The following is a 13,704-nucleotide window of genomic DNA, read 5'->3' as shown; positions in this document are numbered from 1 at the left end:
CCGCGACGAATCAAAGCCTGTCAGGTCCGGTTCCAGACCAGTGCGGTCGACCAGCAGGGGGAGGGCCACCAAGCGGCGGAAAGTCTTGGTGCCCGCCGCGCTGGCGCTTGTCCTTACCGTCGCGTTGACGATGACAACCATCATCAGGTCCTCAGATCGCGAGGCTGGCCTGTCCTCGACGGCTGTCTCGGCGCCGACAGCTATCTCGGCCCCACCGCAGTCGGCATGCCACGAGCTCGACACGCTGTTGAACGGGCTTGATCTACGTCAAAAGCTCGCGCAGACGCTGATGGTGGGAGTGCGCAATATTGCTGACGCCAGCGCCGCCGTCAACGACCAACATGTCGGCGGAATCTTCATCACCAGCTGGACGGATCTGAGCATGCTGACCTCCGGTGCGCTACGGGAACTGCAGTCAGCGCAACGCCAGATCCCACTTGCGGTCAGTGTTGACGAAGAAGGCGGTCGGGTACAGCGGTTGAGATCGTTGATCGGATACCAGGATTCGCCGCGCCAATTGGCTGCGGGGGTCTCCGCCCAGCAAGTGCAGGCTATCGCCTACGAGCGGGGACGCAAGATGCGCGACTACGGAATCACCGTCGATTTCGCTCCCGTTGTCGATGTCACAGGCGACGCCGACGGCACTGTCATCGGCGACCGCTCGTTCGGCGCCGACCCCCACACCGTGACCGAATATGCAGGTGCCTACGCGCAGGGTCTTCGAGAAGCTGGCCTCCTTCCGGTTCTCAAGCACTTTCCGGGTCACGGCCGTGCGTCGGGCGATTCTCACCACAGTGGTGTGACCACGCCACCTCTAGAGCAGCTGTTGCAGATCGACACAGTTCCCTATCGCACACTGACCGCCGCTCATCCGGTAGCAGTAATGCTCGGACACATGCAGGTTCCTGGGCTGACCGGCACCGACCCCGCCAGTTTGTCCGGTGCGGCATATGCATTCCTACGTGAGGGTCGCTACGGTGGTCCGGCATTTGATGGCCCGACATTCACCGATGACCTATCGAGCATGGCTGCGATCACCCAGCTCTACAGCGTCCCAGACGCTGTGCTCAAAGCGCTTCAAGCCGGTGCGGACACGGCATTGTGGATCTCGACGGACCAGGTTCCTGCCGTCCTCGATCGGCTCGAAAGTGCGGTCAACAGCGGCGAACTCACCATCGCCAGGGTCGAGGATGCGGTCCGGACGATGGCCGTGGCGAAGAATCCCGCACTTGCCTGCACACGCTGAGACAATTCATATCACCGGCGGATGACGGTCGTTCCGTCCGGCCCCACGCGGTCACTGACATACTTTGCGAAGCAGTTCCACGAATCGATGTTGTGCATATCGCACCACCCGTTGGCGATCGCCGCATCGCCGGATGGCGCATCCACCACGGTCACCCACCAGTTCGCTGTCAACGGCCACGTCGAAGTGTCCGTTGGTGTCCAGATGACAGTACCCACTCCGTGCGGTGATTCCTAGGTTGTGTTGGGCGTCTCCTTTCGGTGTTGCGCGTCTTTCATGCGGTAGACCGGGCCGTCGGTGATGACGACGGTGGCGTGGTGCAGGAGGCGATCGAGGATGCTCCGTTGAATGTCGTCCAGTGCCCTGACCAAAGCAACCGGGCACCGCATAGAGCTGACGTCGCATCAGCTAAACCCACAGGGGAGCAACACTATTCGCGACCCTGTTAACGTCTGAAGGTCGGTCGGTGTTGCGACGTTCTAGAACCCACCCCGTCGCGACTGGTCGGACTTTCAACCGTCGCCAACAGTGTGCCCGCATTCTGCGAGAAGCTTGGAGTTCATCGCCTCCTACACCAGCGCACGGCGCCATGACCGTAGGTCACGGCGAAATCGAGATGCCGTAGCCCGATAATCGCCGGATTCGTCATAGCGGCGTTGCGCCGGGGTGATGCCGCCACGCGGCGCACAAAGGATGGGAACGGCCTTTAGCGCTTGGGGTGGTTAAGACACCGAGTTGCCGGAAGCTCGCTATTGCAGCCTTGGGGAGATGTCAGCGACGGTTACCCGATAGAGGAGTAACAATGACATGGGTCGTGAAGCGGCGTAGCTGATGTGCACGCCGGCCATTGCGAAGGTACAAGGCACAGCCACAGACACTGCCGGCACCTATCGTCCGATTACCGTGATCGTTCCGTCGTCGCTGTTGGTGACATACGCCCGGTGCGTGGTCAAATCGACCGCAATGCTAGAAGGTCTGCGCCCAACGTCGATTGTCTGCGTCACCCGATTGCTGCGCGTGTCGATGACAGACACGGAGTTGTCCGCCTGATTGACGACGTAAATGGTTTTCCAATCTGGATCTGCGGCAATCTGCATCGGATAGTTGCCGACCGGTATCTCGGCGCGGACCTTGTTGGCGGTTGTGTCCACGACCGTAACCGAGCCTTGTGCGTTGGTGATGTAGACCGACTGCGATGCAGAGTCCACTGCCACCGCACCGGCGCCAAGGCTGCCAGGAAGCGGTATTCTGGTGATGACATCTTGCGCGGCAGGATCGACCACCAGCAGGTTGCTTCCTTCACTTCGCAAATAGCTGCTGACGTAAACCTTCTCAGTGTCAGGGTCGATGTCGGCCAGGCTGGCCGACCTGCCGATCGGAAACTCCGATATCACGTGACGCCGCCCCGTGTCGATGATCGACAGGGTGCTGTCGAAGGCGTCGGGGCAGCCATGATTGATGACGTACATCTGGCCGGAAGTCGGGTCGATAGCAGCGGCTGTCGGCGCGACGCCAACAGTGATGAAGCTGCGAATCTGATCATCGTTAGTGTCGACGACGGCGAGCTCGCCCTGGGAGCAGGTACCGTTCGGAACATAGACCGCATTATGGCTCGGATCGGCAACCAAGGTTTGCGGGTTGGCGACGCCGGTGATGGTTGCCTTGACCTGGCCGTTGTTGTCCATGACAGTGATGGCATCCCGATTCGGGTCCGCAAGGTAGATCTTGGCCTTCTTCGAATCGACCGCAACTGCCCACGGATTACCTGCCATCGATAGGGTCTTCACCACGCGCGGCGGCTCTGTTGGAATATCAGCTTTGGGAGGTACGGTGCCTCCTGGGTCGGCAGCTTGAGAGGAGCAGCTAACGGCTGCGCCAAGTACGATCGCCAGCATTAGCCCGGTCAAACGCATCTGCCCTCCCTGAGAGTACGGTGACCACGATAGGCGAGTGTCAAGTTTCGTTACAGAAATTCCCTGGTTTCGGTGTAGGCCTTTGGCAGCGTGCCGTCGAGTACAGCCCACTTTGGGGCTAGCGACTTGAAGTGGTTCGGTGTCCATGGTGACGTCTTCGACAGTTCTTGGCGTGGTCCTGACGCCAGTCTCGTATTCCATGACTAGCGCGCACAGTCTGTCGCCATCGACCAGGTCTATGGGTGCGCACCGCCCCGACGAGATCGTCCTTTCTCGCCTCGGCCCACCATCGCACCACGGAAATCTCGTATTGCCGACCCTCCCACACACTGAGACAATTCGATATCACCGGCGGATGACGGTCGTTCCGTCCGGCCCCACGCGGTCACTGACATACTTTGCGAAGCAGTTCCACGAATCGATGTTGTGCATATCGCACCACCCGTTGGCGATCGCCGCATCGCCGGATGGCGCATCCACCACGGTCACCCACCAGTTCGCTCCGTTGAATGTCGTCCAGTGCCCTGACCAAAGCAACCGGACACCGTCATAGAGCTGACGTCGCATCAGGTGGTCGCGAAGTATGTCTTGATCGCGATAGGTGATGCCATCGGTGACCAACCCGACACGTTTCGAGCTGATCTGAGGCACCCAATGGTCGGCGATACTGTTCTGAGCCACGGCGTGGTCCGAACCGGACAGCTCGCTCAAGGCCGCAGCGGCAACGCTGTCGAAATCCCCATGCGCCGGCTGCAGCGGTCCGTTGGCTATCAGAGAAGTTCCGGCAGCCGACCGGCCGTCCGCAACATCCTGATTCAGCCCGGCGAGATCGACCGATACCGACGGCGATACCAAATCTGGTGTTCGCCAGTACATACCTGCCGGAAAGACGAGCCGTTGAGTCACCTGCCCGCTGACCACGACCGGCCGGATGCTGAAATCGAACCTCCCCGCCGCCACATCTTTGGCACCGTCCGATACTGTCACGTGGACATCTGCACCCGAGAGTTCCAATCCCGCAGCACAATTTGCGGTCATCGGAATGTCGACGGCCAGCCCGGCCTCCGTCAGGCTCAAAGATGCCTGCCCGATCCTCGGCGCCCTGTGACAGTTCTCATTCGATGCACCATAGTTCGTGGTACCACCAGGTGCGCCTGCGCCAGCAGGACCCGGCGAGTCTGCCCCACCCAACGCGAGTGCCATCACGGTTGCTACGGCAGTGACGAATACGCCAATCCCAATGCCGATCATGACGTTTCGACGTGTACCGGATGGGGCGCTGGGTGACGTCGAGCGGTTTCCCGATGCTGCGAGATCCATCGGGCGCGGTGCAATCACCGGCATTGACTTCTGCGGTAGCGCGCTGGCGGTCTGCGCACGACGGCGCACCGCACGAACGTCGTCGATCACGCACCACGGACATGGCTGCGCTTCAACAGGAATCTGATGCCCCCGTGCACATGTGCCAATCTGCATGCGCTGCAGGTTCTGCCGCCACTCAGCAGCTGAGGGACGGCTCCGCGGGTCACGTGCTCCATCGGTGAAGGCGCGCGCGAATAGACGTTGAATCTCCGGCGGTAGGAACTTCACTGGAGGCGCCAACGGATGGGTGCGCAATTTCGACTGCGGACCGCCGGCCCACTGCCCGCTGATCGCCAGGCTCATCGCATCGGGCTGTTCACCACCCCCGACCCACTCGCCCCGAAGAAAAGGATGGTTGCCGGCCATCAGCAACAGATGAACATGCACCGCAAGTGCGAATAGGTCCGACGGCTTGTCCCGTGCCTGCCGGGCTAGGTCTACACGAGCCAGTTCTGGGGCAGTGAACTCCGCCCGACCGACACCGCACAGAAACTGATGGCCGAAGCCATCGGTGAACTGCATGGAATCACAGTCCACCAACGACACCCGTGTGGTGTCGTTGACCAGAATATTGCGCTCTTGGAAGTCTCCAATCACCGCATCCACTCGGTGTACCGTCTCCACCGCCAGACACAGATTCGCCGCAATGTTGACCAGATGATGCCAAGACACGTGGCGCGGCCATTGCGGCGCCGCAGGCAGCGGATTGGCCCGATTGGACGGATTGCTGACGGTGTGAATTTCCACCGCGTTCGATGTGTCCAACCGCGGCATCACATACCCAGCTGCACCGTCATCGCCGATCACCATGTGCAAAGGCCAGGTCAACACCACAAATCCATCGGCCTGCATACCCCCCTCTGGTGGAGACGCGATCATCGCAGCCACCTTGGCCCGCTTGGCCGCAATATCTTTCAAGTCGCTGTGAAAAATCTTGGCGACCCAATCCCGACGACCCACAACCTCATAGATGGTGCCCTCCCCTGCCCGAGCGATCACCGCGCCCAGACCGATACCCGCACCGTTATCGAGCCGCATCATTGAAGTCACTCCGCCTCGTCACGGAGACCGTGCCGCAACGGACCCGCTCCACCGTTACCTGCGAGAGCGACATGACCGAAGACCATCCCGGGCCGACTCCCGATCGGTGAGCACGCCCGCGCGGCGATAACCATCAAGATCCTCTCGACGACAGGAACATTGCCGCCAGCAAGGACCTGAATTGCTGCTAGACGGCAGATAGCTACGGCGCATGGTCGACGCCTGGAGGTCGCGGTTCCGGTCCCATAGGCAGAAAGCCGGAGCGGCAGCTTTACGTCGGCGCTATGAGGTACCTCAGCCATCGGCAATGCAACGGTCGGCGCAGCCGCTGTCGACAGCGCAACCGCCGCTTCGGACGACATGGGAGCGGTTCTCATCGATGGTCCCCCGCAGATCGATCATTACGCGGCGCCCCTACAATTTTGCCGCGCTCAGTTGAGGCCACCCTGCACGTTACCGGGCGGGCCGACAGGAGAACTATCCTCTGCTCGGCCGACAGCCGTCAATTGTTGAAGGCCGTGCTGCCTTCGACCGGATGGGTCGTGCTGACGAGTTTGGCATAGCAGTGGTCGCGGTCGAACCCATGATCGCGACACCATGCCAGGGCGCCGCCGGGGTCGGCGAATGTCACTCCGGCAATCGTCACCCAGAAATCCGGCGCCGAGAATACAGGCCAATCGCCGGACCACAGTAGCCGTACTTCGGGATACCTCAGTCTCAGGTCGAGGTGTTCCCGCAAGGTCTCAGCGTTGTTCCAGACGATCCCGTCGGCCACCAAACCCGGCCGTTTCGAGCTGAGCTGCGGCACCCAACGATCGGCCAGCTGCCGCGTCACGAATGGGCGGTCGGCGTTGGCGAGGGCACGCAGCGCATCGAGGCTGGCCGATTCGTCGTCACCGCGTTGAGGATCGGCGGGACCCGCCGCGGTAGACGATTCAGCTCCGGAGCCAGCCTGCTCTGATGCCACGCCAGACCCGTCTGTCTGGCATTCGACGCGGAGCGTCTTCGCATCGAGATCAACCCTGCCCCTCTGGGGGGAATCCGCGTCGGGCACTTCGTCGACCGACACCGGCAACCGCCAGAAAGTCCCCACCGGAAACCTGAATCGATGAAGCGCCGACGGTTCCTCACCGGAACCACTGGGAGCGATGACGATCGGCGCCGTCGAGAGGTCGAACGTCCCGGATGCCACATTCTGGCCGTCTCCGGCGGCTACTGACACCGAGGTTCGTGGCGAGGACAAGACGTCGCCGCCGGGGCAATTGGCAACAATCTTCATGTCGATAACAAGCGCCCCGGTTTCGGTGACGATCTCCTGCGGTTCGAATCTCGGGGGAGTGCCGCACTTTGTCACCAGCGTGGTGCCGCCGGTGCTGTCCTCGATGTCGTGGCTTGCCCCGCGGCCGGGGACCGGCGCGGACGGACCGGTGGGACGCAGCAATCCCAATTTCTGACCGGTGACGAGCAGTAGGCCATGGTCAGTTGCCTGGAGCTCGACGGTTTCATTGTCACCGATCCCCGGTATCGGTATCGACCACAGCTCCTTTCCGTCTGCCAGAGAACGCGCCTGGATATCGCTGTGCAGCCGGGAGATCAGGTTGCGGCCGTCGGTCACCAGCTGCTCACCGAGCGCAGCCGGCGAAGCACCCCACGTGCTGTCACCGGTGACGATGTCGTCGGCTTGAAGGAAGTCAGTCCGACCACCCTGATAGACCAGAGTGTCACCCACGACCACCGACGAGGTGCCCCACCCGCTTGGCCAGTCCCGGTTCCGCCAAAGAATCTCGCCTGTTGTGGCGTCGATCCCTTCGCCGTCGATCGTGACCAGGGTGGTCGGCGCGCCGGCGCCCACGTCCAAGAGGTGTCGCCGGATGTGGGCGTCGGGGGTGAACAGCAATGCGCCCTCGCCGTCGACGACCTCGATCGGCCAGTCGTCTGATCCGCTCCCGGCGACGCACCGCTGCGCGACGACAACCGGCCCGTCGAAAGCCGAAACATTCGACACTGCTGAATCGAAGATCGGGGTGCCATCGGAGGCGCGGAGTGCGATGTCGGCTCCCCCGCCCTGCATGCCGGACACGATTCCATCACGCACCTGCAAGGCATAGAGGTCGCCTCCGCCGTACCCCTCGCACGCTTCGCCGGGGATGCTGACTTGCCAGTCGGCCGTCGGATTCTCCACCGACCCCTTGGCTACCACCAATCCCTCGGACTCGCGGAACCCCGCCGTGTACAGGTCCTCGCCGTCCGTGGCGAGCATGTTGAGGTAGAACGGCACCGACGCACTCGACCGCGTAGAGCCGGTGTCGATGTCGATGAAATCTACTGCGCTGGTGGCGCCGTACTTCGCTGCGCTGCGGCACGGCAGCAGGTCGCGAACAAGGTCGCGCGCGCACCCATCGGCCCCATTCGAAGGTCGTGTCCACGCCACCTGCCCGTCGTCCAGACCGATCGCAACCATCTGAGCGTTTTCTGGCGACTGACGCTGCGGAACCGCGTGCACGATCACGTGATCGCCGGCCACGACCGCGCCAACCGAGGCGTAGTACGCCGCCCCGTAGACGGGGCTGGTGATACCGGGGTCCGGGCCCGAGGTGAGCTCCTCTGCGGCGACCATCCAGGCGAACTGGGGCGAGGTGGGATACGTCCCCGGCAGCATCCCCAGCGGACGGGCCACCGACTCTGGTGACTCTCTCCACCACGACACCGCTACGACTGTCCCCGCCGTCAACGCCACCGCCAGCGTCACCGCAACGGCAACCAGCGCGAGTTTGCGCCGGCGCGCCGACAGGTGGGGCGGGCCAACTACTTCGGGGGCACTCTCACCGTGTGTGGGCCACGCCTCTTCGTCCGGAGCAAGTAGAGGTTCGTCGATCCAGAACTGCCATCCCGCCGGCGCGGACGGCCATGACGGATCCGGCTCCCATTCCGGTGGTGGAGTCCATCCCCGCGGGATCGGCCAGCCTGGTGGCGGGTTGAAATTCGCACCTGACATCGATTCGCCTTCGCAATGCTCTTCCCGACCGACACGGTCCAACGACCGCCTCGCACTGTCCTTGTGACACTGCGAACCGCGATTTTGACACGAACCCGGTCGTCGCTGTCGGGAACCGGCACCGCGCGCCCCTTTTGCCGGCCGTCGGAGCACGTCGATACGGAAAAATCACCCGTTCGACCGACACCGGTCGTATGGGTCGATGAGGCGGGGCCCACAGAACGCTGAAGGTTGAATCAGAGTCCTAGTTATTCAACGCGACAACGCTTTCGACAATTGCGCGCGGTCACACTACCGCGACACCCGGTCGCATAGCACCCCAGCCCTGTACAGGCTGGGAATCGGTTTACGTCCTGTCTGCGCCGAACAAAGATACGGTATGCGAATGCTGCTGCCACTTTACCGATTTAGGTCGATGCTCAGTGCGCTGGCAGCATCCACGTTGCTTGCGTCCTGCGCACAGCCACCGGCGTCTTTCTCGCCGTCGAACACTTCACCGCCAATACGGACTCTCACCACGACGGCAATGCCCGCAGTCGGGCACGTTCGGCCCGGTATCGAGATCTTCCTCCGCGATCTGCCGCCGGCGTTGCGCGGTAAGCGCATCGGTCTCATCACCAACCACACGGGAATCGACAGGATGCGCACGCCAGACATTGATCTGATCGCGGGGCATGACGACCTGCAACTCGTGGCTTTGCTGGCGCCCGAGCATGGCATCCGGGGCGACATCGAGGCAGGTGTCACCGTCGCCGACGATGTCGACGACAAGACCGGCGTGCCGATCCACTCTCTCTACCTGAGCGAGGATCGGGGACCCACATCGGAAATGCTCAAAGACGTGGACGCACTGGTCTACGACCTACAGGAAGTTGGCGGACGTACATGGACCTACGTCTCGACTATGGCGCTGTCAATGCAAGCCGCAGCGCGCCAAGGGATTCCCTTCGTGGTGCTCGACCGACCGAATCCGATCGGTGGTGAGATCGTGGAGGGTGCTCTGCTTGAGCCGGCGTTCGCCTCTTTCGTCGGTATGTACCCGATCCCGGCGCGACACGGCATGACGGTCGGTGAACTGGCCACGCTGTTCAATGAGCAGCACGGTATCGGCGCAGATTTGATCGTCGCACGTGCCGAAGGGTGGTTGCGCGCGCAATGGTTCGATGACACCGGCTTGCCTTGGGTGAACCCGTCGCCCAATCTCCGGTCGCTGGCCGCGGTGACTAACTACCCAGGCACGGTCTACTTCGAAGGAACCAACATCGCTGAGGGCCGGGGCACCGATCGCCCCTTCGAACAGGTGGGCGCCTCGTGGCTGGATGCGCCACGCGTCGTCGAGGCCATGAATGCGATGCGCCTTCCCGGCATCCGATTCGAACCCCGCACCCTGTCCGTCTCGGACACCGCACTCAAGTTTCCCGGACAAACCATTCCGGGCATCGAGCTGATCGTCACCGACCGCCAGGCGTACCGGCCAGTCCGGACAGCACTCCTACTCATTGACGCCATCCGTAAGCAGCATCCAGACGATTTCGTGTGGGGCCCATCAATCGACCTGTTGACCGGATCGGACAAGGTGCGCCTCGCGATCGATGCGGACCGGTTGCCGGCACTCCTCCAAGACTGGGACCGTCAGGCCTCTGCGTTTCTCGAGAGCAGGGCACCCTACCTGCTGTACTAGAAATGGCCATCGCGAGTTCGGGCCTGCGGCTGTTGCACAAGAATCGCTGGACTATAAGAGGCGCCACGGTGAGATCCCCTTCTGAGCATCGCTTTTCAGTTAATCCCCGACCGCCTCTACCAGTGCCAATAACGTCTAGCCTCAGAGCGGGGTTGACCTAGAACCATCGTCGGGCGCGTAATCCGGGCGGTCTGTCTGCGATGGTTATGTCTCGCAGACGTACCAGTCGTCGTCGATCTTCGCGACGCGAATGTGTCCACCCTTATCGAGGAACACAATCCGGCGCCACTGGCTGGCGTTGGGCGCGTCCTTGCCGCCGTCGGGTGCGTCGAATGGTTCGGAGAGGGCGTCGTCGGGTCCGGGGAGTTGGTCCTCCTTCATCTCCGCGAAATCGTCGAACCACTTCTCAGGGTGGATCTCAGAGCGCACGTTTGGGCAGGTCAGCCTCAGGAACATGGTGGTGTCACGATCCAGATTCGCCTGCCGAAACTCCGACCACAGCACCGAGATTTTCTCATCGTCGGTGCGTGGCGCCGGTGGGGTATTCGGTGAATCTGCGTTCGAGCATCCGGTCAACGCTAATAGCGATGCCGCCGCGCCGACGGCCAGAGTTCGCCTCACGTTCAGGGCTTTCTCGTAGTCAAGTCTGTCCATAAAGTCGGGAGTTTAGGTGTTTTCGATGTAGTCCGTATTCCCGAGTGGCTGCTAACAGCGCTGGCGGCGTTGAGGTCTCGTCGCAACATCGAGGAATGTGAAAGGACTGGAAGGCACGACGCCGACCGCAGGCGCGGACGCTGGCAGGAGCGGCAGCCAGACAGTGAGAAAACACCAGGTGAGCATGATTTCATCAGTGGTTGGAATTTGCCGCACTCATAGGAAGTTCGCACCATCGGCGTCGCCCGAACGGACGATACCCGCCGAGACCCTGGCAATGTGACGATTGTCTGGCGTCGCGGATTGGGGTTTGCCCATACCGCGCCGGCAAGGTCGCTTAGAGTAAGCGTGCGTCGCAGACTGGTCTGGCGTGCCACAGCGACGCGTACAGGGGAGGTTGTGACAAATGGACGTCTCACTTGGTGTGTCGATCGAGGGGGAGCGCGCGCGGCTCTCGCTGCTCGACGCAGCGCCTCCACACAGCGTCGTTGATCAATCCGAGCTGAGCCTCCAGCAGACGCCCGTCGCGACGCTGGTTACCACGGTGACCGCGACAAGTGACGTGCTCGCCCAGCAGGGCCACCGCCTGGTCGGCACCACAATCTGCGACCCGGACCGCATCCGTGCTGCTGAGCTGGCAAGCAAGCTGTCAGATTGGGGCCTCACCGATGTCCTGGTGATCCAGCGCAACGACGCGATGACGGCCCTGGCCCAATCGCTGGTCGGTGATAGCACGGTGGCCACGCTCTCCAGTGACGACGACACGGCTGCGTTGACGATCGTCGACGCAGCCGCCGATACGACGTCGGTCATCGCCATCGAGCCGGTCACCGACGGAGACCCTGGCGCTGCGTTCCACTCGTTGCTGCGACGCTTCAGCGAGGAACCAGGTGGCGCCACCAGTGTCATCGTCCTCGGCTCGGCCCTAGATGCTGCCGCGACCACGCAACTCAGCGCGGCGTCTCCGGTCCCCCTGACCTTCGCTGAACACCCTGAGTTCGGTGTCGCTCGCGGCACCGCTCTGGCAGGACTCGTCACCCAGGGCCGTCCGAACGCGACCGCTGCGACCGATACGTTCGCGGCCACCGGCACGATGCTGGGTCCACAGGCCCAGCATCTCGCTTATTCCGAAGTCGACGATTCAGCGGCAGCGTGGGATGGAAGCGACCTGCCATTGCAGACACCGCTGGACCCGCTGAGTTCCATCTCCCCAACCGCCTACCACATCGACGAGGAGGAGGAGACCGGCCCTGCTGCTGGCCAGTCTAAGGCGTTGTTGGTGGGCAGTTCGTTGGTCGCCCTGGTGGTCATCGGTTTCGCCGCGTTGGCGGTCAGTGTCGCGATCAACATCCGTCCCGATGTCGACCGGCAAGTGGCGAGGGCCTACGAGGAGAGCGTGGCCGGCAAGTACTTCCCGCCCGCGCCAGGACAGGGGGTCATACCGGACGGTCCCGCGTGGACAGTTGTCGAGCACCTGCCTCCACCGGGAACCGACCCTGACGCCCGTGTTCTTGAACCCCAGTTGCGGGGGCCGGGAGGCAACCAGGGATCTTCCGGCGAGCTGATCCAGCTGTACAAGGATGGGACGGTCGGTGTCGAGCCGATTCAGAAGGCCAGCGCCATCATTCCGATGCCCGCACCCGGTATGCCCCTTGGGGCAGCGCCCGCCGCAGTCTCGCCAGTGTCTGACTCTGTAGCGCGGCTGGTCGCGAATCTCGGGCAGTGGTCGCCGTGCCAGGTGCTCCAGCTGGTCGCCAATATCAACGACATGCAGCAAACCATTAGCGACCGCCATACTGCCTTCTGGAACTATATGCAGGTTCTACGCGACCAGAAGAAAGCGACCTCAACTCGGGGTCCTGCCAGCGGAGAGCGCCCCATCAGCCTGACCGACATCGGCCCGGTCGTCCTCGTCCCAAAGGACAAAGGGGTGCTGTTCGAGACAAGTAAAGAGGCGGGGATCACGGGAGTCGACACCTCCGCGATTCCATCCGAGTTGTTCGCGACCAACGAGACCAGATCGAATGCTGCGGCAGTGCTTCCGGTGGATGCCAAACTCGTCACCCCATCGGAACTGTCTTCATCGAATGTGAAACCCTCCAGCACCTTGCCGATTGTCCCGTCGCTCGGAGAGATCGTTCCTCAGAGCACCGTCGACACCCTTCCCGGCATTCAGGGAACTGCCCCACCGGTCGTCAAGACACCGGACACGACGTCGGACTCCCCGACTGAAGCTGTCCCTGGGCCCGGCGTGAAACCCGGAATCAAGGTTCAGGAGCAAAAGCCGGGCACCGGAAACGACCGAGGCTCGGTCCCCGAGCAGGCCCCTCCCGCAACCGATCCGAAAGCTGAGGTCGAGGCTCCGCAACCCGATATCGAGGCGCCCGAGGTAAGCCAGGTCGAGCGGCCGACGCCTGATACGCAGAGGCCGGCTCCGGCACCGCGTGTCGAAGCACCTGCTCCTCCCCCACCACCGGTCGTCGTCGAAGCACCCGCACCTCCCCCACCACCGGTCATCGAAGCACCCGCTCCCGCACCCCCACCGGTGGTGGTCGAGGCACCCGCACCTCCCCCACCACCGGTCGTGGTCGAAGCACCCGCACCTCCCCCACCACCGGTCATCGAAGCACCGGCCCCCGCGCCGCCGCCCGCGATGCAGGAGCCGCCCGCTGCACCTCCGGTGCAGAAGCCAGTTCTTCCGCGACTCTCCGACCTGTTCCCGAAGAAGGACCGAACGGGTACCAGTTCGGGTTCGGACTCCGGATCATCGCCAGCAACGACACTGCTGCCAGTCCCCGGCGACGAATAGCAG

The 13,704-nt window shown here is 62.7% G+C and carries 8 protein-coding genes and 1 pseudogene; 3 read left to right on the top strand and 6 right to left on the bottom strand.

Annotation, left to right across the window (positions count from 1 at the left end):
* Nucleotides 1–130 precede the first annotated feature (130 nt).
* Nucleotides 131–1,246 (top strand): glycoside hydrolase family 3 N-terminal domain-containing protein, encoded by a 1,116-nt coding sequence (locus tag KXD98_RS05620; RefSeq protein WP_260765002.1) that lies wholly within the window; start codon nt 131–133, stop codon nt 1,244–1,246.
* An 11-nt stretch (nt 1,247–1,257) separates the two neighbouring features.
* On the opposite strand, the gene KXD98_RS05615 is transcribed toward KXD98_RS05620, so the two are convergent.
* The 5 genes and pseudogenes from KXD98_RS05615 to KXD98_RS05600 form a co-directional block, all read right to left on the bottom strand.
* Nucleotides 1,258–1,401, bottom strand: a complete 144-nt coding sequence (locus KXD98_RS05615) for a hypothetical protein (RefSeq protein ID WP_260762276.1) — start codon at nt 1,399–1,401, stop codon at nt 1,258–1,260.
* A 78-nt stretch (nt 1,402–1,479) separates the two neighbouring features.
* A pseudogene (locus KXD98_RS28485) lies at nt 1,480–1,587 on the bottom strand (ATP-binding protein); the annotation flags it as partial.
* A gap of 546 nt (nt 1,588–2,133) precedes the next feature.
* The gene (locus tag KXD98_RS05610) at nt 2,134–3,159 is read right to left on the bottom strand and encodes a YncE family protein (RefSeq protein ID WP_260762274.1); all 1,026 of its coding nucleotides are present in this window, start codon (nt 3,157–3,159) and stop codon (nt 2,134–2,136) included.
* A 345-nt stretch (nt 3,160–3,504) separates the two neighbouring features.
* Nucleotides 3,505–5,562 (bottom strand): hypothetical protein, encoded by a 2,058-nt coding sequence (locus KXD98_RS05605; RefSeq protein ID WP_260762273.1) that lies wholly within the window; start codon nt 5,560–5,562, stop codon nt 3,505–3,507.
* 502 nt (nt 5,563–6,064) lie between these two features.
* Complete coding sequence (locus tag KXD98_RS05600) at nt 6,065–8,557, bottom strand: PQQ-like beta-propeller repeat protein (RefSeq protein WP_260762272.1); 2,493 nt, start codon at nt 8,555–8,557, stop codon at nt 6,065–6,067.
* Between the two features lie 526 nt (nt 8,558–9,083).
* Between KXD98_RS05600 and KXD98_RS05595 the strand changes: the two genes are divergently transcribed.
* A complete protein-coding gene (locus KXD98_RS05595; protein ID WP_260762271.1) occupies nt 9,084–10,238 on the top strand; it encodes a DUF1343 domain-containing protein in 1,155 nt (384 codons plus the stop codon).
* 204 nt (nt 10,239–10,442) lie between these two features.
* Here the strand turns inward: KXD98_RS05595 and KXD98_RS05590 are convergent, their stop codons facing one another.
* Complete coding sequence (locus KXD98_RS05590; RefSeq protein WP_260762270.1) at nt 10,443–10,892, bottom strand: hypothetical protein; 450 nt, start codon at nt 10,890–10,892, stop codon at nt 10,443–10,445.
* A 406-nt stretch (nt 10,893–11,298) separates the two neighbouring features.
* On the opposite strand from KXD98_RS05590, the gene KXD98_RS05585 reads away from it, so the two are divergent.
* The gene (locus KXD98_RS05585) at nt 11,299–13,701 is read left to right on the top strand and encodes a hypothetical protein (protein WP_260765511.1); all 2,403 of its coding nucleotides are present in this window, start codon (nt 11,299–11,301) and stop codon (nt 13,699–13,701) included.
* Nucleotides 13,702–13,704 lie beyond the last annotated feature (3 nt).

The organism is Mycobacterium sp. SMC-4, from assembly GCF_025263265.1.
In the GTDB taxonomy this organism is placed as follows: domain Bacteria; phylum Actinomycetota; class Actinomycetes; order Mycobacteriales; family Mycobacteriaceae; genus Mycobacterium.
Note: the sequence above shows the minus strand (reverse complement) of the source record. Positions and strands in the feature narration are given on the sequence as shown.